23 protein-coding genes are annotated in these 19183 nt (G+C 66.6%); 11 read left to right on the forward strand and 12 right to left on the reverse strand.

Annotated features, from left to right (window positions below):
- The 4 genes from paaD to paaA form a co-directional block, all read right to left on the reverse strand.
- Complete coding sequence (gene paaD / locus ACQ7JA_RS08310; protein WP_430896481.1) at positions 1–522, reverse strand: 1,2-phenylacetyl-CoA epoxidase subunit PaaD; 522 nt, start codon at positions 520–522, stop codon at positions 1–3.
- Positions 522–1286 (reverse strand): 1,2-phenylacetyl-CoA epoxidase subunit PaaC, encoded by a 765-nt coding sequence (paaC, locus tag ACQ7JA_RS08315; RefSeq protein WP_430896483.1) that lies wholly within the window; start codon positions 1284–1286, stop codon positions 522–524. Before paaC ends, paaD begins: the two co-directional genes overlap by 1 nt.
- Positions 1283–1567, reverse strand: a complete 285-nt coding sequence (gene paaB / locus ACQ7JA_RS08320; RefSeq protein ID WP_430896485.1) for a 1,2-phenylacetyl-CoA epoxidase subunit PaaB — start codon at positions 1565–1567, stop codon at positions 1283–1285. Before paaB ends, paaC begins: the two co-directional genes overlap by 4 nt.
- A gap of 102 nt (positions 1568–1669) precedes the next feature.
- Positions 1670–2659 (reverse strand): 1,2-phenylacetyl-CoA epoxidase subunit PaaA, encoded by a 990-nt coding sequence (gene paaA, locus ACQ7JA_RS08325; protein ID WP_430896487.1) that lies wholly within the window; start codon positions 2657–2659, stop codon positions 1670–1672.
- Between the two features lie 93 nt (positions 2660–2752).
- On the opposite strand from paaA, the gene paaX reads away from it, so the two are divergent.
- Positions 2753–3673, forward strand: coding sequence for a phenylacetic acid degradation operon negative regulatory protein PaaX (gene paaX, locus ACQ7JA_RS08330; RefSeq protein ID WP_430896489.1), 921 nt, complete (start codon positions 2753–2755; stop codon positions 3671–3673).
- On the opposite strand, the gene ACQ7JA_RS08335 is transcribed toward paaX, so the two are convergent.
- Positions 3670–4329 (reverse strand): NAD(P)-dependent oxidoreductase, encoded by a 660-nt coding sequence (locus ACQ7JA_RS08335; RefSeq protein WP_430896491.1) that lies wholly within the window; start codon positions 4327–4329, stop codon positions 3670–3672. The two genes, paaX and ACQ7JA_RS08335, sit on opposite strands and share 4 nt — an antisense overlap.
- A gap of 101 nt (positions 4330–4430) precedes the next feature.
- Here ACQ7JA_RS08335 and ACQ7JA_RS08340 point away from each other — a divergent pair, with 101 nt between their 5' ends.
- The 5 genes from ACQ7JA_RS08340 (at position 4431) to ACQ7JA_RS08360 (ending at position 10801) form a co-directional block, all read left to right on the forward strand.
- Positions 4431–5285 carry a LysR family transcriptional regulator gene (locus tag ACQ7JA_RS08340; RefSeq protein WP_430896493.1) on the forward strand — a complete coding sequence of 285 codons (855 nt, stop codon included), beginning with the start codon at positions 4431–4433 and terminating at the stop codon, positions 5283–5285.
- Positions 5286–5348: 63 nt separating this feature from the next.
- Positions 5349–6482, forward strand: a complete 1134-nt coding sequence (locus ACQ7JA_RS08345) for a M14 family metallopeptidase (RefSeq protein ID WP_430896495.1) — start codon at positions 5349–5351, stop codon at positions 6480–6482.
- Positions 6479–6715, forward strand: a complete 237-nt coding sequence (locus ACQ7JA_RS08350; RefSeq protein ID WP_430896497.1) for a hypothetical protein — start codon at positions 6479–6481, stop codon at positions 6713–6715. The genes ACQ7JA_RS08345 and ACQ7JA_RS08350 overlap by 4 nt, the downstream gene beginning before the upstream one ends.
- Before the next feature lie 174 nt (positions 6716–6889).
- Positions 6890–8671 carry a DUF4214 domain-containing protein gene (locus tag ACQ7JA_RS08355; protein WP_430896499.1) on the forward strand — a complete coding sequence of 594 codons (1782 nt, stop codon included), beginning with the start codon at positions 6890–6892 and terminating at the stop codon, positions 8669–8671.
- 72 nt (positions 8672–8743) lie between these two features.
- Positions 8744–10801 carry a DUF4214 domain-containing protein gene (locus ACQ7JA_RS08360; protein WP_430896501.1) on the forward strand — a complete coding sequence of 686 codons (2058 nt, stop codon included), beginning with the start codon at positions 8744–8746 and terminating at the stop codon, positions 10799–10801.
- Positions 10802–10810: 9 nt separating this feature from the next.
- On the opposite strand, the gene ACQ7JA_RS08365 is transcribed toward ACQ7JA_RS08360, so the two are convergent.
- Genes ACQ7JA_RS08365 through pmbA form a run of 3 tightly spaced genes read right to left on the reverse strand, consistent with a single transcriptional unit; the run spans position 10811 to position 12865 of the window.
- Positions 10811–11233 (reverse strand): DUF1801 domain-containing protein, encoded by a 423-nt coding sequence (locus ACQ7JA_RS08365; protein WP_430896503.1) that lies wholly within the window; start codon positions 11231–11233, stop codon positions 10811–10813.
- 16 nt (positions 11234–11249) lie between these two features.
- Positions 11250–11489, reverse strand: a complete 240-nt coding sequence (locus ACQ7JA_RS08370; RefSeq protein ID WP_258826875.1) for a hypothetical protein — start codon at positions 11487–11489, stop codon at positions 11250–11252.
- A gap of 11 nt (positions 11490–11500) precedes the next feature.
- Entirely contained in the window at positions 11501–12865 is a 1365-nt protein-coding gene (pmbA, locus tag ACQ7JA_RS08375; RefSeq protein ID WP_430896505.1) for a metalloprotease PmbA, read from the reverse strand.
- A 107-nt stretch (positions 12866–12972) separates the two neighbouring features.
- On the opposite strand from pmbA, the gene yjgA reads away from it, so the two are divergent.
- The 3 genes from yjgA to ACQ7JA_RS08390 are packed head-to-tail and all read left to right on the forward strand — an operon-like array spanning position 12973 to position 14869.
- On the forward strand, positions 12973–13575 hold the full coding sequence (gene yjgA / locus ACQ7JA_RS08380; protein WP_430896507.1) for a ribosome biogenesis factor YjgA: 603 nt from the start codon (positions 12973–12975) through the stop codon (positions 13573–13575).
- Positions 13565–14188 carry a molybdopterin adenylyltransferase gene (gene mog, locus ACQ7JA_RS08385; protein WP_430896509.1) on the forward strand — a complete coding sequence of 208 codons (624 nt, stop codon included), beginning with the start codon at positions 13565–13567 and terminating at the stop codon, positions 14186–14188. The genes yjgA and mog overlap by 11 nt, the downstream gene beginning before the upstream one ends.
- A gap of 12 nt (positions 14189–14200) precedes the next feature.
- Positions 14201–14869 (forward strand): alpha/beta hydrolase, encoded by a 669-nt coding sequence (locus ACQ7JA_RS08390; RefSeq protein ID WP_430896511.1) that lies wholly within the window; start codon positions 14201–14203, stop codon positions 14867–14869.
- Positions 14870–14892: 23 nt separating this feature from the next.
- Here the strand turns inward: ACQ7JA_RS08390 and ACQ7JA_RS08395 are convergent, their stop codons facing one another.
- A complete protein-coding gene (locus ACQ7JA_RS08395; RefSeq protein WP_430896513.1) occupies positions 14893–16218 on the reverse strand; it encodes an aspartate aminotransferase family protein in 1326 nt (441 codons plus the stop codon).
- 123 nt (positions 16219–16341) lie between these two features.
- Here ACQ7JA_RS08395 and ACQ7JA_RS08400 point away from each other — a divergent pair, with 123 nt between their 5' ends.
- Positions 16342–16896, forward strand: a complete 555-nt coding sequence (locus ACQ7JA_RS08400; protein WP_430896515.1) for a carboxymuconolactone decarboxylase family protein — start codon at positions 16342–16344, stop codon at positions 16894–16896.
- Between the two features lie 4 nt (positions 16897–16900).
- Here the strand turns inward: ACQ7JA_RS08400 and ACQ7JA_RS08405 are convergent, their stop codons facing one another.
- Genes ACQ7JA_RS08405 through ACQ7JA_RS08415 form a run of 3 tightly spaced genes read right to left on the reverse strand, consistent with a single transcriptional unit; the run spans position 16901 to position 18695 of the window.
- Positions 16901–17749: a fumarylacetoacetate hydrolase family protein gene (locus ACQ7JA_RS08405; RefSeq protein WP_430896517.1), complete on the reverse strand. Its 849-nt coding sequence runs from the start codon at positions 17747–17749 to the stop codon at positions 16901–16903.
- A gap of 44 nt (positions 17750–17793) precedes the next feature.
- Positions 17794–18156: a c-type cytochrome gene (locus ACQ7JA_RS08410; RefSeq protein WP_430896519.1), complete on the reverse strand. Its 363-nt coding sequence runs from the start codon at positions 18154–18156 to the stop codon at positions 17794–17796.
- Entirely contained in the window at positions 18153–18695 is a 543-nt protein-coding gene (locus ACQ7JA_RS08415; RefSeq protein ID WP_430896521.1) for a c-type cytochrome, read from the reverse strand. Before ACQ7JA_RS08415 ends, ACQ7JA_RS08410 begins: the two co-directional genes overlap by 4 nt.
- 90 nt (positions 18696–18785) lie before the next feature.
- Between ACQ7JA_RS08415 and ACQ7JA_RS08420 the strand changes: the two genes are divergently transcribed.
- Complete coding sequence (locus tag ACQ7JA_RS08420; protein ID WP_430896523.1) at positions 18786–19181, forward strand: c-type cytochrome; 396 nt, start codon at positions 18786–18788, stop codon at positions 19179–19181.
- Positions 19182–19183 lie beyond the last annotated feature (2 nt).

Raw genomic sequence — 19183 nt, forward strand, 5'->3', positions numbered from 1 at the left:
TTAGTGACACTTGAAGTAGTCGAAGGGCTCGCGGCAGTCGAGGCACTTGTACAGCGCCTTGCACGGGGTCGAGCCGAATTCGCTGGTCAATTGGGTATGCGGGGAGCCGCAGTTCGGGCAGGAGACTTCGGGCGCGGCGCGGCGGCGGATGCCGGCATGCAGGCCGCTGATGTCGATCGCCTGCTGCACGGGCGGCGCGATGCCGTAGCTTGTCAAGGCGGCCTTGCCGGCCTCGCTCATCCAGTCAGTGGTCCAGGCCGGAGAGAGGCGGCTGACGATGCGCACGTCTTCCAGGCCGTGCGACAGCAGGGCTTCCTTCACCGAGTCCGAGATCACCTGCATCGCCGGGCAGCCCGAATAGGTCGGGGTGATCGTCACTACGCAAGTTTCACCATGCGCGCCCTCGAAAGCGACGTCGCGCACGATGCCGAGGTCCACCACCGAGATCACCGGGATCTCCGGATCGGCGACCTCGCCGAGCCAGCTCCAGACCTGCTCGAGGCTGACGCCGACCGCGCTCATTACCACTGCGCTCCCGGGTAGGCGCGCTGCAGGAACTGCATCTCGGCCAGGATGTAGCCGAGGCGCTCGGTGTGGCGGCCCTGCTTGCCGCCGCGCTGCATCCAGGCATCCGGCGAGGGCATCGTGAGCGTGGCTTCGCCCAGCACGTCGGCGAGGTGGTCGAGGAAGTGCTGGCGCAGCTGCTCGGCGCCTGGCGCCACGCCCTGCTCCACCATTGCGTTGTCGACGGCATCGTAGATGAACATCTCGCCGCTGTACATCCACAGCTCGTCGAGCGCGGTCTGCATCCTGGCGTGGCTGATGTCGGTGCCGTCGCCCAGGCGCACCACCAGGTCGCCGGAGCGGCGCAGGTGGTAGGTGACTTCCTTGATCGACTTCTGCGCGATCTCGGCGATGCGGGCGTCGCTCGAGCGGGTCAGGCCGTCCATCAGGAAGTAGTGCCAGGTATCGAAGAGGAACTGGCGCATCATGGTGTCGGCGTAGCTTCCGTTGGGCTGCTCGACCAGCAGGCAGTTGCGGTAATGATGCGCGTCGCGGTGGAAGGCCAGGCGGTCTTCGTCGCGCCCCTTCCCTTCGAGTTCGCCGGCGTAGCTGAGCCACATGCGGGTCTGGCCCAGCAGGTCGAGCGCGACGTTCGACAGCGCCATGTCTTCTTCCAGCGCCGGCCCCTTGCCGCACAGCTGGCACAGCTGCTGGGAGAGGATCAGGGCGTTGTCGCCCTGGCGCAGGAGGTATTCGATCTTTGCGTCCACAGCGGTGCTCACAGGTTCTTTACTTCTTCCGGCATCGGGAAGAAGGTGGGATGACGATAGACCTTGCTGTTGGCCGGCTCGAACAGGGCTTCCTTGTCGTTCGGGCTGCTGGCGACGATGTCGGCGGCACGCACGACCCAGATGCTGACGCCTTCATTGCGGCGGGTGTAGACGTCGCGGGCGTTGTTGATCGCCATTTCGGCGTCAGGGGCGTGCAGGCTGCCGACGTGCTTGTGGGCGAGGCCGTGCTGGCTGCGGATGAAGACTTCCCACAGGGGCCATTCTTTGCTCATTCTTATCTCCGTGATTCTTTTGTGCGGCTGTGCATAGGCCGGTTGGACGCGTGGGCGTTCGTAATTCAGGCCACTGGCCTGAATTACCCGCCCACCCTACGTTCAAGCGGCAGCTTTGGCTGCTGCCTTTTTCTCGGCGTGGGCGACGAGCGCGTCGCGGAACCATTCGCCGTCTTCCCAGGCTTTCACGCGGGTGCGCAGGCGCTCGCGGTTGCAGGGACCGTTGCCCTTCAGGACGTTCTGGAACTCGCTCCAGTCGATCTCGCCGAAGTCGTAGGAGCCGCGCTCCTCGTTCCATTTCAGGTCCGGGTCGGGAATGGTCAGGCCGAGGAATTCGGCCTGGGGCACGGTCTGGTCGACCATGCGCTGGCGCAGCTCGTCGTTCGAGAACAGCTTGATGCGCCAGGCGGTCGACTGGGCGCTGTTGACCGATTCGGCGTCCGACGGGCCAAACATCATCAGCGAAGGCCACCACCAGCGGTTCAGCGCATCCTGGGCCATCGCCTTCTGCTCCGGCGTGCCCTGGGCCAGGCTCATCATGATGTCGTAGCCCTGGCGCGCGTGGAAGGACTCTTCCTTGCAGACGCGGATCATGGCGCGTGCGTAGGGGCCGTAAGAGCAGCGGCAGAGCGGGATCTGGTTGATGATGGCCGAGCCGTCGACCAGCCAGCCGATCGCGCCCATGTCGGCCCAGGTCAGGGTCGGGTAGTTGAAGATGCTCGAATACTTCGCTTTGCCCGAGTGCAGGGCGGCAAGCAGCTCGTCGCGCGAGACGCCGAGCGTTTCGGCGGCGCTGTACAGGTAGAGGCCGTGGCCGGCCTCGTCCTGGATCTTGGCCAGCAGGACCGACTTGCGCTTGAGCGTCGGCGCGCGCGTGACCCAGTTCCCCTCCGGGAGCTGGCCGACGATCTCGCTGTGCGCGTGCTGCGAGATCTGGCGGATCAGGGTCTTGCGGTAGGCCTCGGGCATCCAGTCCTTGGCCTCGATCTTGATGCCGGCGTCGATGCGCGCCTGGAACGCCTGTTCCTCCGCGCTCATGTCTTCCTCGGTACGGACTTTCTTGAGTCCGGTCTCCACCATCTGTGCGTACATGTCGGTCTCCGTTGCGAACTTCTGCAAACCATAATACGATACAAAAAATCAGATGTACACCGAAATTTTGAATCATATTGCAGACTCATCAACATGACATCACTCAGCAGCGGCGCCTGGATCGACCACTTCCTCACGAGCGAGCCGCCACGGCACAAATCGCTGGTGATGACCCTGTGCGGGGACACGATCGCCCCGCACGGCGGCGCCTTCTGGCTGGGCAGCATGATCGAGTTATTGGGTCCGCTCGGCGTCTCGGACCGGCTGGTGCGCACCAGTGTGTTCCGCCTGGTGCAGGAAGGCTGGCTGGTGGCCAGCCGCGAAGGACGGCGCAGCCGCTACGCGCTGGAGCCCAGGGCCCTGCCCCGCTTCGAGCGCGCCAACCGCCGCATCTATTCGGCGCCGGGCCTGCACTGGGACGGCCGCTGGACGTTTGTCCTGGCCCCGAACGGCAGCATCGACGGCGACCTGCGCGCGCTGCTGCGCAAGGAACTGGAGTGGGAGGGCTTCGCGATGCTCGCCACCGGCGTGATGGCGCATCCCGCGCCGGATAGGGACACCCTGCGCGAGATCCTCGCGCGCGCCGGCGCCGGCGGAAAGGTTTTCGTGTGTGACGCGGCCGAGCTGCCGAGTGTCGGCTCACGCCCCCTGCCGGAACTGGTGGGCGATGCCTGGGATCTGTCGAGCGTGGTGGAGAGCTACCGCCAGTTCATCGCCACCTTCACGCCCGTGGCGGAGAACCTGGACGACAGCCTTGCGTCGCAGGATGCGTTCGCGATCCGCACCCTGCTGATCCACGCCTACCGACGCGTGCAGCTGCACGACCCGATGCTGCCGCTCGAGCTGCTGCCTACGCCGTGGCCGGGCAGCGAAGCCTATGAACTGGCGCGGCACATCTATCGCCGCACCCAGGCGCGCGCCGAGGAACATGTCATGGCGATGCTGCGCAAGGAAGACGAGACCACGCCGCCGGCCGACGCGGCCTTCCACGAGCGCTTCGGCGGCCTGGATTAAAGCGGACTGGCGACGGTGAAGCGCGCGCGCAGGTGGCGCGGCGCTTCGATTTCATCCGCGACCGCCAGCGCCAGGTCTTCCACGGCGATGCCGGCGGGACGATCGCCCGCCATCAACAAGTCGTCCCCACCCGTACGATAGGCGCCCGTGCGTTCGCCCTGTCCCAGGAAGGCGGGCGGGCTGAGGAAGGTCCAGTCCAGCATCGTGTTCCTGCGCAGGATATCCAGCGCGTCGCGCGCCGCCCGTGCCCCCGGCACGATATTCGGCGGCACGTGTCCGGTGAATTCCTCCGTGTCGACCAGCTGCACGCCGGGCGCCACGAACAGGCTGCCGGCGCCGCCGATCACCAGCAAACGCCGCACGCCGGCAGCTTCCACGCCACGCTCGATGGCCGCGCTGCCGCGCATGAAGTTCTCGTACAGCGCCGGATCGTTCCAGCCCGGATTGAAGGCCGACACCACGGCATCGTGCCCGCGCACGCCGGCCGCCACCGCGTCCGCATCGTAGACGTCGGCCACGGCCGGGGTGAGTCCGGGTTCCGGCGCCAGGCGCGCCGCGTCGCGCACCAGTGCGGTGACCTGGTGGCCGCGCCGCAGCAGCTCTGCGCGCACGGCTGCGCCGACGAACCCGGTGGCGCCGATGAGGGCGATCTTCATAAAGTACTCCTTCTTCAATTATCGAAAGCATGACGATATCCGCTTCACGATGCGGCGATAAGCGGGCTAGAATCGCTAGCACCTTGAAGCTGGACTAACAAATGAACGAGCTGAAGCTCTATGCGGTGTTTGCCGAAACGGTCTCCGCCGGTTCCATGAGCGCGGCCGCGCGGCGCCTGGGCATGACACCCTCGGCCGTCAGCCAGGCAATCCGGGCGCTCGAAGCGGAGACCGGCGTCACCCTGCTGCACCGCTCGACCCGCAAGCTGACCCTGACCGAAGCCGGCCAGCGCTGCCTGCCGCACTGCCAGCGCCTGCTCGACGCGGCGCGCGCCGCATCCGATTCGCTCCTGCAGGCGCGCGACGCACCGAGCGGAGAACTGCGCATCGCCGCCCCGGTCGGCTTCGGCGCCCACATCGCCGCGGCGCTGGCGCCGGTGCTGGCGGCCTGGCCGCAGCTGCGCCTGCACCTGCTGGTGGACGACGCCATGATCGACCTGATCGACGCCCGCATCGACATCGCGATCCGCGCGGGCCAGCTGCCCGATTCGGACTGGGTCGCCCGCCCGCTGTTCGAACTGGAGATCATCCTGTGCGCTTCTCCCGCCTACATCGACAGCCACGGCATGCCGGCGGAACCGGAGGAACTGCAGGCGCACCACTGGCTGGCGTCGCCCCGCGAGCCGAATGCCGGCGCGCGCATCGTCAGCAACAACCAGCTCACCCTGCAGCAGATGTGCGAACAGGGTCTGGGCCTGGCCCGGCTCGCCCATGCGGACGCCGCCTCCGCGCTGGCGCGCGGGCTTCTCGTGCGGGTGCTTGCCGGCATGCGCCTGCCTTCGCTGCCGGTAACGGCACTGACGCCCGGCCGCACCGGCGATCCGGCCAAGGTGCGCGTCGCGCTGGAGGCCCTGCGGCGCCATTTCGCCGCGCTCCCGGGTTGCCATTCCGGCTAGCGAAGCCGCGCCGATTAGAGTTATCATCGGCGTTTTACCCAACACCCCTTCCCGGGACACACCATGTCTATCAAGATCAGCAGCCAGTTCGACGCTGGCGCCATCGAGGTCGTGAACGCCACGAGCGCGAACGCCATCGACCTGAACATCCGCAAGGATTCGCACGCCGACATCATCCAGTGGTTCTACTTCCGCCTGCAGGGCGCGCAAGGCCAGGCCTGCACCATCCGCTTCCTGAACGCGGGCCAGGCCGCCTATCCGGCAGGCTGGGAGGGCTACCAGGCGATGGCGAGCTACGACCGCATCAACTGGTTCCGCGTGCCGACCTCCTACGACGGCAAGGTCATGAGCATCGAGCACACCCCCGGCATGGACAGCGTGTACTACGCCTATTTCGAGCCGTATTCGTGGGAACGCCACCTGGAACTGCTCGACCGCGCCCAGATGTCCGAGCACGTGCGCATGCTGGACCTCGGCTCCACCGTCGACGGCCGCGACCTGAACATGCTGGTCATCGGCGAGCCCTCGCCTGAAAAGAAAAAGGTCTGGGTGATCGCACGCCAGCACCCGGGCGAGACGATGGCCGAGTGGTTCGTGGAAGGCATGCTCGACGCCCTGCTCGACCCGGCCCATCCCTTCGGCCGCCAGCTCCTGAAGGAATCGGTGTTCTACGTGGTCCCGAACATGAATCCGGACGGCTCGGTGCGCGGCAACCTGCGCACCAACGCGGCCGGCGCCAACCTGAACCGCGAGTGGATGAACCCGACCATGGAGCGCAGTCCGGAAGTCTTCCTGGTGCTCAAGAAGATGCACGAAACCGGCGTCGACCTCTGCCTCGACGTGCACGGCGACGAGGGCCTGCCCTACGTCTTCGTGGCCGGCAGCGAATCGCTCCCGACCTGGACCGAGGCGCAGGCCGCGCAGCAGAAGCAGTTCATGGAAGACTTCAAGATCGCCAGCCCGGACTTCCAGGACGTGCACGGCTACGGCGCGACCCCGTTCACCGACGAAACGCTGACCATGGGTTCGCCGCACATCACCCACGCCTTCGGCTGCCTCTCGCTCACCCTGGAACTGCCGTTCAAGGACAACGCGAATGACCCGGATCCGCAGGTCGGCTGGGACGGCGCCCGCAGTGCGCGCCTGGGCGCGGCGGTGCTGCAGCCGGTGCTCAACGCGGTCCGCGCGCTGAAATGAGCGTCTTCTCCGCTCCCGTCTTCGACGCCACCGTGGTGTTCGAGGGCCAGGAACTGTTCAAGGGCCGCGGCGCGGCCCAGACCTGGGCCGAGAAAGTGGCGAAGGAACTCGAGACCGAGGTGACGGTCGAGAAGATCGGCACCGGCTGGGTCCTGCGGGCCACGGTCGATGGCGAGCCCCGTACCTGGGGCGTCTACGGCCAGCGGCTCAGCCGCATCGAACAGGCCGGCTGAACGAGCCACGATGTAAGAAGTGACACGAAAACGCTCCGCGTGGCCGGAGCGTTTTTTCTTCCGGAAATTTTTTGAATGCCAACAGCATAATTGGCGATTCGATACATTTATTTTCTGGACATACCCTGCGGTTTCGGCGACAGTTTCCTGATTGTCACCTCACGGCCCGCAAACATGAAACAGTCTTTCCATTCCTTGGGCAGCATGATTTCTTCCAGCGCCCTCACCGTAGCAAGCCAGGTTTCTCCCACGCCGGTGAATACGACCGGTACCGCGGGGGACGATACCATCCACGGCAGCGACTTCGCCGACAGGATCTCCGGCGGCAGCGGCGGCATCGACCGCCTGTACGGCTACGGAGGCGACGACGTCATCGACGGCGGAGACGAGCCCTTCTTCTTCACCAGCACGCTGGATCTTGGCGGCGAAGCCATCTATGGTGGAGCCGGCAACGACACCCTGCACGGTAATGGGGGCAGCGACGTCCTCATGGGCGAGGAAGGCGACGACAAGCTGTACGGCGATGCCGACAGCGACAGGCTTGACGGCGGCGCCGGCAACGACCTGCTCGACGGCGGCGACGGCGGCGACATCCTCTGGGATGCGGAAGGACATAACACGCTGCTGGGCGGCGCGGGAAGCGACAATCTGTTCACCATGGCCGGAACGACAGGTACGCAGGACGGCGGTGACGGCGACGACATCCTGAAAGGCTGGCTGGGCGTCGACTTCATCGGCGGCGCCGGCAATGACCAGATCGAACTCGGCCTGTCGCGCATCGGCGCCGCCAACTCGACGATCGACGGCGGAGCCGGCGACGACCACATCATCTTCGGCTTCCAGCGCCCCGGACCCGGCAGCGCCAGCGTCAGGGGCGGCGGCGGCCGCGACACGTACACAGTCTCGGGAGAAATGGCAGCCGACAGCCGGGCGCTCGTGACCATCCAGGACTTCACCACCGGCCCCGGTGGCGACCGGATCGACCTGCGCGCCCTGCTGGGCGCGGAATATGCCGGCAATCCCTTCGGAAACGGCTTCCTGCGGCTGATCGACAATGGCGCCGTCTCCCTGATCGAAATACGCGTTGCGGACGCGCCCGGCGGCTACGTTCCCCTCCTGATCCTGGCAGGCGTCGCGGCAAGCGCGCTGACGCGAGAGAACTTCGTCGATGGTATCGACCCGACAGGCCTGTCCGGTGGGCGGACGCTGGAGGGCACGGCATCGTCCGATGTGCTGACGGGGACGCCATACGCCGACACGCTGCGCGGCAACGCCGGCGACGACCGTCTCACAGGCAACAGCGGCAACGACACGCTCGAAGGCGGCGCCGGCAACGACGGCCTGGATGGCGGCGACGGCAAAGACAGCTTGTCTGGCGGAGCGGATGCCGACACCCTGAACGGCGGCAACGGCATCGACCGCGCGCTGTACACGGGCGTCCGCAGCGACTACACCATTACCCGCGGCCCGACCGGCGCGACGGTGACGGACAAGCGCGGCGCAGGCGACGGCATGGATACCCTCGTGGACGTCGAGCGCCTCGCCTTCGCCGACGGCCACCTTGCGCTCGACACGGACGGCGTGGCCGGCGACGTCTACCGGCTCTACAGCGCCGCCTTCGACCGCGCGCCGGACCTGGTGGGACAAGGCTTCTGGATGGAAATGCTGGAACGCGGGGTGTCGCTACACACTGTCGCCGCCAGCTTCGTCGCATCGGAAGAGTTCGCCAAGCTGTACGGCGCCACGCCGACCAATGCGGAGATCGTCACGCGCCTGTACCAGAACATCCTGGACCGCGAACCCGAGCCGGGCGGCTACGCCTTCTGGCTGGATATCCTCGACACGAAGAAGGCTGACCTGCCCACCGTCCTGCTGGCATTCAGCAACGGCACGGAAAACACCGCCAACGTGGCCGAGCTGATCGCGAACGGGATTGCCTACACGCCGTTCGGCTGAAAGCCCACGCCGTCACCACGAAAGCGCCCCACGTCACCGGGGCGCGCTTGATATTCACTTTTCCCTGTCCTCATGAACCATTCCTCAAATCGCATCCACGGCAATACGCCCCACGCCATCGTCATGAGCGGAACGGCGCGCAACGTCGCCGACACCACGCCGCCAGTGCTGGTATCCGGCCCCCTGAGTGGGCACGATCCCAGCGCAAAGCTGGTCTTCACGTTCAACGAGCCGGTCAAGCTCGGCAGCGGTAAAGTGACCTTGAGCGGCAATGGCCAGGTGCTGGAATTCGACGTGCCAGGCAATTTCCTTACGGTGGACGGCAATACCGTCAGCTTCGATCCTCCAGGCGACCTGGGAGGCAAAGCCTTCTACGGCGTCACGTTTTCCGCCGGCGCCATCCTCGACCTGTCCGGCAATGCAATCGTCGATCCCGTCAATCCGGGCTCCGGCCTTGCAGTGCCTTTCTCGACCGGCATCAGCAGCGTGCCGGTCAACGTGACCGGCACCAGCGGCGCCGACAGGATCCACGGCAGCGAGCTGGCGGACACGATCTCGGGCGGCGCCGGCAACGACACCCTGTATGGTTATGGCGGCGACGACATCCTCAGCGGTGGCGACGAACCGGTGCGCCCCGGCGTGTACGGCGACGCCCTCTACGGTGGCGACGGCAACGACATCCTGAACGGCAATGGCGGCAGCGACCAGCTGTACGGCGAAGGGGGCAATGACAAGCTCTACGGCGGCGCCGACCGCGACTACCTGAACGGGGGCGGGGGCGACGACCTGCTCGAGGGCGGCGACGGCGACGATTCCCTCTACGACGATGCGGGCGCCAACATCATGCGCGGCGGCGAGGGTAACGACTTCCTGTCCAGCCAGCTTGGTGCAAGCGGCACGCTGGAGGGCGGCAACGGGAACGACACCCTGGTCGGCCGCGGCTCGGTGAGCTTCGATGGCGGCGCGGGCGACGATACCATCCGCATCATCCTCGAAGGCAGCGACGCCACTACCGGGACGGCCGAAGGCGGCACGGGCAACGACCGGTTCGAGTTCTTCTGGAGACAGCCGGCCGACGCCCGCCTCGTCGTCCGGGGCGGCAGCGGCACGGATACTTACGCGTTCCAGGAGCACGACATCGCCGCCGACGCCGCGGTCGTCGTGCACATCGGCGACTTCACCCCCGGCGCAAACGGCGACCGCATCGACCTGCTGACCTTGCTGGGAGACAGCTATGCCAGCAATCCTTTCGCGGATGGCTTCCTGCGGCTGGCGGCCAGCGGAGCGGACACCCTGCTGCAGATGCGCGCCGCAGGCGCGCCCGGCGGCTACCACACCCTGCTGACCCTGGCGGGCATCGCGCCAGCCAGCCTGGTGCGCGAGAACTTTGTCGGCGCGATCGATCCAAGCGGCCAGATCGAGGGCCTGGTCCTGGATGGGACCGACTCCTCCGATGTGCTGACCGGCACCGCGATGGGCGATACGCTGCGTGGCCTCGGGGGCGCCGACCGGCTGGTCGGCGGCGCGGGAAACGACCTCCTGGTCGGCGGCGCCGGCAACGACGCCCTGGATGGCGGCGAAGGCATCGACCGCGCCCAGTACAGCGGCCTGCGCAGCGACTACACGATGACCCGCACGCAGGGCGGCGTCACGCTGACGGACAAGCGCGGCGCATCCGGCGAGGGCGCGGATACGCTGGCGGGCATCGAGCGCCTCGCCTTCGCCGACGGCCACCTCGCACTCGACATCGATGGCGTGGCGGGCCAGGCGTTCCGCATCTACCGCGCCGCCTTCGACCGCGCGCCGGACCTGGTCGGACAGGGTTTCTGGATGGCGATGATGGAGCGCGGGGTCTCGGCCCATGCCGTCGCCAACGGCTTCATCGCATCGGAGGAATTCACCAAACTCTACGGCGCCTCGCCGACCAACGCCGAAATCGTCACCCGCCTGTACCAGAACGTCCTGCACCGCGAGCCGGAGCCGGGCGGCTATGCCTTCTGGCTGGATATCCTGGACACGAAGAAAACGGACCTGGCGACCGTCCTGCTGGCATTCAGCAACGGCACGGAAAACACCGCCAACGTGGCCGAGCTGATCGCGAACGGGATTGCCTACACGCCGTTTGGCTGAGGCAGGTTCTCAGCCGCCGTAGCGCTCGCGCGTGACGGCGGCTGCATGGGCCACCATCTCTTCCAGCACAGCCTGGTCGACGTCGTCGAGCCGGCGCAGGTAGAGGCAGGCCTTGCCCATCTTGTGCCTGCCGAGCCTGTCGCGCATGGCCTGCAGCGGCGGATCGTCGCAGGAGAGATACACGCTGATATCGCCCTTGCGCGAGGAAAAGCCGAGCAGCGGCGCATCGCCTTCGCGGCCGCTGTCGTAGCGATAGTGGTAGCTGCCGAAGCCGACGATGCTGCTGCCCCACATCACGGGCGGCGCGCCCGCCAGGCGTTCCATCATGGCAGCGAGCGCCTCGCAATCCTGGCGGCGCAGGGGGTCGTCGATGGCGTCCAGGTAGGCCCGGACGCTGGCGTCGGTGGGAACGGTCTTGTTCTGGCTGGCCATGGAGGCGGCGCCAGTGTCAGAGTTCCACGCCCAGGTGCTTACCGACCCAGGCATTCGCATCCTCGACGGTGTCGAAATGCAGGGTCGCGATGGCCGTCTTGTCGGGGGCCAGGAAGGTGGTGTAGACCTTGCGGCTGTCGTTGCCCGAGCTGAGCAGGTCGGACTGCTGGGACAGCTCGACGGTGGCGACGAGGTCGAGGTTGAGCAGCACGGTCTTCTGGCTGTTTTCCTTGTCGATGCGGACGAATTTGCTCATGGGTGTTCCTTTCAGCTGCCGGCGATGACCATTTTCTCGATCAGGATCGAGCCGGTCGTCTTGTTGCCGCGTTGCAGGACGTCATTACCGACGGCCACGATCTGTTGGAACATTTCGCGCATATTGCCCGCGATGGTGATTTCTTCGACCGGGTACTGGATCACGCCGTTCTCGACCCAGTAGCCGGAGGCGCCGCGCGAATAGTCGCCGGTGACGTAGTTCACGCCCTGCCCCATCAGTTCGGTGACGAGCAGGCCGGTGCCCATCTTGCGCAGCATGCCTTCGAAATCGTCGGCACGTTTAGTCTGGGTCGATACGATGTCGAGATTGTGCGAGCCGCCGGCATTGCCGGTGGTCTGCATGCCCAGCTTGCGCGCCGAATAAGAGGACAGGAAATAACCCTGCAGTACGCCCTTGTCGATGACCTTGCGGCGCGTGGTGCGCACGCCCTCTTCATCGAAAGGCGCCGAGCCGACCGCGCCGACCAGGTGCGGATCTTCGACGATGTTGATGTGGTCCGGGAAGACCTGCTTGCCGAGCGAGTCCAGCAGGAAAGTCGACTTGCGATACAGGGCGCCGCCCGACACGGCCTGGACGAAGGCGCCCAGCAGGCCGGCGGCCAGCGGCGCCTCGAACAGCACCGGGCAGGTGCGGGTATCCAGCTTGCGGGCGTTCAGGCGCGCCAGCGCGCGCTCGGCGGCATAGCGGCCGACCAACTCCGGCTTGCTGAGTTTCTTCGGGTCGCGCGCCGAGGTGTACCAGTCGTCGCGCTGCATCCTGTTGCCGCGGCCGGCGATCGGCGCGACGGAAATCGTGTGGCGCGAGAAGGGATAGCCGCCGATGAAGCCGCGCGTGTTGGCGCCGACGAAGTGCGACTGCTGCACGTAGACGCTGGCGCCCTCGCTATTGGTGATGCGCGGGTCGACCTCGAAGGCCGCGTTCTCGCAGCGCTGGGCCAGTTCGACGGCTTCTTCGGTACTGATCTGCCAGGGGTAGAACAGGCGCAGGTCGCGGGGACTGGTTTCCAGCAGGTCCGCGTCCGGCAGGCCGGCGCAGTCGTCCTCGGCGGTGAAGCGGGCGATGTTCCAGGCCGCCTCCACGGTATCCTTCAGCGACTTGCTGGAAAAGTCCGAGGTGTTGGCGTTGCCGCGGCGCTGGCCGTAGTAGACGGTGACGCCGATGCCCTTGTCCTTGTTCTGCTCGATGGTCTCGATCTTGCCTTTACGCACAGAAACCGACAGGCCGCTGCCTTCGCTGATCTCGACCGACGCGTCGGTGGCGCCCTGCTCTTTGGCGAACGCCAGGACGTCGCGGGCGAGCTGTTTCAGCTGGTCCTGCGTATGGGTGAAAGCAGAGGTGATCGCGGAGTCGTTCATGTCGTGTTTTTCGTAGCTCGCCCTAAAACAGTTATCATAGCAGCCGTTTACAGATTTCACTGACCGGCTCCACGCCAATCGGATCAATCCGAGTCAATCCATAGATTATGCCTAATCCAAACCGCGGCTCCGTCGGCTTCCAGTCCAACGAGTTCGACCAAGAATACGAACGTCCTTCCAAGTCCGAGGCCAAACGCCAGTCGAACGAGCTGCAGAAGCTTGGCGAACAGCTGGTCGACGCCCCGCGCGACCGCGTCAAGCGCGTCGAGATGCCCGAAGACGTCAAGGAAGCCATCCTGACCTGCCAGACCATCACCAACCACGAGGGCCGCCGCCGCGCCCTGCAGTTCGTGGGCAAGAAGATGCGCACGCTGGACGAGGAAGAGGTCGAGGTCATCCGCCGCACCATCGAGGGCTGGAAAGGCGCCTCGAAGGCCGAAACCGCCGCCCTGCACGCGCTCGAACGCCGCCGCGAAAAACTGCTGGCGGACGACACGGCTTTGACCCAGCTGCTCGAGGAGCACCCGCACCTCGACGTGCAGCAACTGCGCACCCTGATCCGCAATGCGCGCAAGGAACAGGCGGAGAACAAGCCGCCCAAGGCCTACCGCGAGATCTTCCAGATCCTGAAAGACCTGGGCAAGAAGCCGAAGCAGGCTGCAGGCGACGACGAGGAAGAAGCGCTTGACGATGAGTCCGATGACGAGTGACCAGGAACTGGCGCATCAAGAGCTGATCATCGGCCTGGTCTCGGTCTCGGACCGCGCCAGCGGCGGCGTCTACGAGGACAAGGGCATCCCCGCCCTGTCCGACTGGCTGGCGCAGGCGATCACCACGCCATTCCGGCTCGAGACGCGCCTGATCCCCGATGAACGCGCGGAGATCGAGCGCACCCTGGCCGACCTGGTCGACAATGTCCGCTGCCACCTGGTGCTCACCACCGGCGGCACCGGCCCGGCGCGGCGCGACGTCACGCCCGAAGCGACGCTGGCCGTGGGTACCCGCGAAATGCCGGGCTTCGGCGAACAGATGCGCCAGATCAGCCTGCGCTTCGTGCCGACCGCGATCCTGTCGCGCCAGACGGCCGTGATCCGCGAAACGCCGGACCACGCGGCCCTGGTCATGAACCTGCCGGGCCAGCCGAAGTCGATCAAGGAAACGCTGGAAGGCCTGAAGGACGAGGCCGGCAATGTGGTGGTCGGCGGCATCTTCGCCGCGGTCCCCTATTGCATCGACCTGATCGGCGGCCCGTACATCGAAACCAACCCGCAAGTGAGCAAGACCTTCCGCCCGAAGTCGGCGCTGCGTCCTCCCGCGGCATAACAGGAATACCGAATGACCCAACTGCTGGAAAACATCGAGATCGAAACCGCGCCGGATCCGGAAGTCGCGGTCATCTGGCTGCACGGCCTGGGCGCGGACGGCAACGATTTCGTGCCGCTGGTGAACGAGCTGGATCTGTCCGGCCTGCCGGGCATCCGCTTCGTCTTCCCGCACGCGAAGACCATGCCGGTGACGATCAACGGCGGCTACGTGATGCGCGCCTGGTACGACATCAGCAACGCCGACCTGAGCCGCCGCGAGGACGAAGGCGGCCTGCGCGCCTCGCAGCGCGACGTGGAAGCCCTGATCGCCCGCGAGAAGGCGCGCGGCATTCCGGCCTCGCGCATCATCCTGGCCGGCTTCTCGCAGGGCTGCGCGATGACGCTGCAGACCGGCATGCGCCACCCTGAAAAACTGGCGGGCATGCTGTGCCTGTCGGGCTATCTGCCGCTGGCCGGCGTCGCAGCCGCCGAACGCAGCGAGGAAAGCCTGGCCACGCCGGTCTTCATGGCGCACGGCACCCACGACGGCGTCGTTCCGTTCGCCCGCGCGCAGGCATCGCATGAAGCCTTGAAGGCTATGGGTTACCAGGTGGAATGGCACGAGTACACGATGCAGCACTCGCTGTGCCTGGAAGAGGTGCAGGACATCTCGAAGTGGATCCGCAAGGTGCTGTCGTAGGGTGTTCGGCTTCGCCGACCACCCTACGAATGCAAGGCTGCTTCCACCGCATCGGACAGCCGCGACACGATTTCCGACAGATCCGCCGCCGTCGCAATGAAGGGCGGCGCCAGCAGCACGTGGTCCCCGTGCCGCCCATCGATGGTCCCGCCCATCGGATACACCATCAAGCCGTTTTCCATCGCCTTGGCCTTGATCGCCGCATGCAGCCTGCGCGCCGGCGGGAACGGCGTCTTGGCCGCCCGGTCCTGCACGAATTCCAGCGCCAGCAGCAGCCCGCGGCCGCGGATGTCGCCCACGTGCTCGTGCACCCCGAAGACGTCGCCCAGCATGCGCCGCAGGGTCGCGCCGCGGCTGCGCACCCGTCCCAGCAGGTCGTCGCGCTCGATCACCTTCTGCACTGCCAGCGCCGCGCTTGCGGCCACCGGGTGACCGATATAGGTGTGCCCGTGCTGGAACACCCCGCTGCCCTTGCGCAGGCAGTCGGCGATGGTCTGGTGCGCCAGCACCGCGCCGATCGGCTGGTAGCCGGCGGCCAGGCCCTTGGCCACCGCGATGATGTCCGGCGCCACGCCGTCCTGCTCGATCGCGTACATGGTGCCGGTGCGGCCCATCCCGCACATCACTTCGTCGGCGATGAGGAGGATGCGGTAGCGGTCGCAGATCTCGCGCACGCCCTGGAAGTAGCCGGGGGTCGGCGGGATCGCGCCGCCGGTCGCGCCCACCACGGGTTCGGCAACAAAAGCGATGATGTTCTCCGGACCGGCCTCCAGGATGCGGGTTTCCAGCTCGTCGAGCAGGCCCGCGGTGTAGTCGTCGACGCTCTGGTGGGCGGCGCGGCCGCGGTATTCGTAGCAGGCGGAGACGCGCACCGTGTCCATCAGCAGCGGCGCGAAGTCGCGGCGGCGCCACTCGTTGCCGCCCACCGCCAGGGCGCCCAGGGTATTGCCGTGGTAGCTCTGGCGGCGCGCCATGAAGAGCTTGCGCTGCGGCTCGCCCGCCTCCACCCAGTACTGGCGCGCCAGCTTGAGCGCCGTCTCCATCGCTTCCGAACCGCCCGAGACCAGGTAGACGGCGCCGATGTCCTGCGGCGCGCCGGCAACCAGCCGGTCCGCCAGTTCCTCGGCGGCGTCGGTGGTGAAGAAGCCGGTGTGGGCGTAGGCGACCTTGTCGATCTGGCGGTGCATGGCGGCGATCACGTCCGGATGGCCGTGACCGAGCGAGGACACGGCCGCGCCGCCGCTGGCGTCGATGTAGACGCGGCCGGCCTTGTCGCGGATGCGGATGCCGTCGGCTGCCACCGCGGTCGGCGGCACATGGCGCAAATTGCGATGGAGGATGTGGCTCATTGCGACTCCCTTCAGTAGAAGGATTTGACAATAAGCGTGTCGCGCAAGGGTTCTTTTGATTTTGTTGGGACGCTGTGCAATTATTGACCAATTACAACAGCTCAGTGTCCCATCCCTCCCCTCATGACCGACCGACTCGGACCGATCGCGCCGGAAGACTGGACGCCTGCCCAGCGCGCCGCCGCCCAGGCCATCATCGACGGCCCCCGCGGCGCCGTCTACGGGCCCTTCGTGCCGCTGCTGCGCAGCCCGGAACTGATGGAGTACGCCCAGCGCATGGGAGAGTACCTGCGCTACCGCAGCGCCATCGGAGTGCGCCTGTCGGAGCTGGCCATCCTGGTGACGGCGCGCCAGTGGAACCAGCAGGTCGAGTGGGCGATCCATGCGCCGATCGCGGCGCAGGTGGGGATTCCGCCTTCCGTCATCCATGCGATCGCCGAACGGCAGCGTCCCGACGACATGCTGGTGGACGAAGCGGTGGTGCACGACTTCTGCATCGAGCTGCACGAGCGGAAATCGGTGTCGGACCGGGTGTATGCGGATGCGCTCGCGCTGTTCGGGGAACAGGGGGTGGTAGACCTGATGGGACTGAACGGCTACTACACCTTCCTGGCCATGGTGATGAACACGGCCAGGACGGTGGCGCCGCCCTCTAGCGCGGCGCCCCTGCCTGACTGAAGGCTTACTTGGGGAAGCCCACGACTTCGGCCTGCTGCTCGCCCAGGCCGGCGATCCCGAGGCGCAGCTTGTCGCCCTTCTTGAGGAAGCGCTGCGGCGAACGGCCCATGCCCACGCCCGGCGGAGTGCCGGTGGTGATGATGTCGCCCGGCTCCAGGGTCATGAAGCGCGAAACGTAGCTGACGATGTGGGCCACGGTGAAGATCATGCTCGCCGTGTTCCCGGTCTGCATGCGCTTGCCGTTCAGTTCCAGGTAGAGGTCGAGGTCCTGCACGTCATAGACCTCGTCGCGGGTCACCAGGAAGGGGCCGACCGGGCCGAAGGTGTCGCAACCCTTGCCCTTGTCCCACTGCGAGCCCATCTCGAACTGGAAGGCGCGCTCGGAGACGTCGTTGACCACGGTATAGCCGGCCACGTACTTCAGCGCATCCTCTTCGCTGACATACTGCGCGCGGGCGCCGATCACCACGCCCAGCTCGACTTCCCAGTCGGTCTTCTTCGAGCCTTTCGGCAGCTGGATCGGATCGTCCGGGCCATTCAGGCAGCTGACCGCCTTGGTGAAGAACACCGGCTCCTTCGGCACCGCGGCGCCGGTTTCGGCCGCGTGGTCGGCATAGTTCATGCCGATGCCGATGAACTTGCCGACCTTCGCGACCGGCACGCCCAGGCGCGGGTTGCCCGCTACCCGTGGCAGGGTCTTCCAGTCGACCTTGGCCAGCTTGCGCAGCGCCTTGTCGCCCAGTTGCGACGCGTCGATGTCGTCGATGATGCCGGACAGGTCGCGCAGGCGGCCCTCTTCGTCGAACAGGCCCGGCTTTTCCTTGCCCGGGCGGCCATAGCGCACCAATCTCATGCTTGTCTTCCTGAATGGGTAAAACCGGCGATCATACCAAGAACTCAGTGGCTCAGGAGATAGGCGCTCATGTCGCGCGCATCGCGCTCCGTCACGCCCATGTTCGGCATCGCGGTATTCGGGTCGACCGACTGCGGGTCGCGGATCCAGCGCATCAGGCCAGCCTGGTCGTTCGGCACCGCCCCCGCCAGCACCTTGCGCCGCCCCATGTCCGAGAGCGGCCGGCCGACGTAGACCTTGGAGCCGGGCACGCCCGGGATCAGGTGGCAGGACTGGCAGGCGTACTGCGTCAGCGCGATCTTGCCGCGCACCGGGTCGCCCTGCACGCCGCCGGGCGGACGCTCCACGGAGCACGCCGCCAGGCCGGCCAGCGCGACCGCGATTCCCATCGTGCGCAGGATGCTCATCGCGCCTCCTCCGGCCTGGTCGCAGCCTTGAAGGCCTGCGCGTCCATCGACGGCAGCACCGTCACGAAGGCCACCACCGCCCACAGCTCGTCCTCGCCCAGGTGGTATTCCCAGGCCGGCATACCGCTCATCTTGATGCCGTGCTTCGTCACCCAATACAACTCGTTCGGCTCCCAGCGCTGGGTCGCGTCGACCAGCGGACCGGGAATGGGCTGCATGCTCATGCCGATGGTCGACTGGGCGACGCCCGGCCCGCCGTGGCATTGCAGGCACTTGTCGCGGTAAACCCGGGCGCCGAGCTGCAGCTGCTGCGCCCCGCCCAGGCGCGGCACCTTCACCTCTTTGGCATGGTTGCGCACCGAATGCTTCATGCCCTCTTCCAGCACCGAGTAGACGAAGGGGAAGTGCTGGGCCGTCGCGCCGATGTTGTACCAGCCGCCGTAGAGCAGCGCCAGGCCGGCCGCGCCGGCCGTGACGCCCGCCGCCAGCAGCGTAAGGACAGCGGTCTTGACGATCAGCCGTTGGCGGTTTGTGAGCATGTCCGGGGGTGCGTCCGATTGGATTCGTTAAAAAAATTACATCGTTGTTTGTGTATTATAAAAGCCACTCCACAATTCCGGATTCCAAACGTGCGCACCCGTCCATCACGCCAACTCGCCCCGTCTTTACGCCGCGCTGGCCTGGCGCTGGCCTGCGCGGCGACGCTGGCGGGCTGCGCAGGTGAGCGCAAGTCCGTCGTCCCCGGCGGCGACATCGAGCAGGGCCTGCGCCTGGTCACCCAGTACCAGTGCGGCGCCTGCCACGTGATCCCCGGGGTGCAGGGCGCGGCGGGCGATTCCGGCCCCACGCTCGACTACATCGGCCGCCTGAGCTACATCGCCGGCGGCATCCCCAACAGCCCGGACAATATGGTGCGCTGGCTGCGCGTGCCGCACGCGGTGAAACCCGGCACCGAGATGCCGCCGATGGGCCTCACGGAGCAGGAGGCGCGCCACATGGCCGCCTACCTGTACACGCTGCGATGAAG

It is taken from the genome of Massilia sp. BKSP1R2A-1 (assembly GCF_050586525.1).
Taxonomy (GTDB): domain Bacteria; phylum Pseudomonadota; class Gammaproteobacteria; order Burkholderiales; family Burkholderiaceae_D; genus Telluria.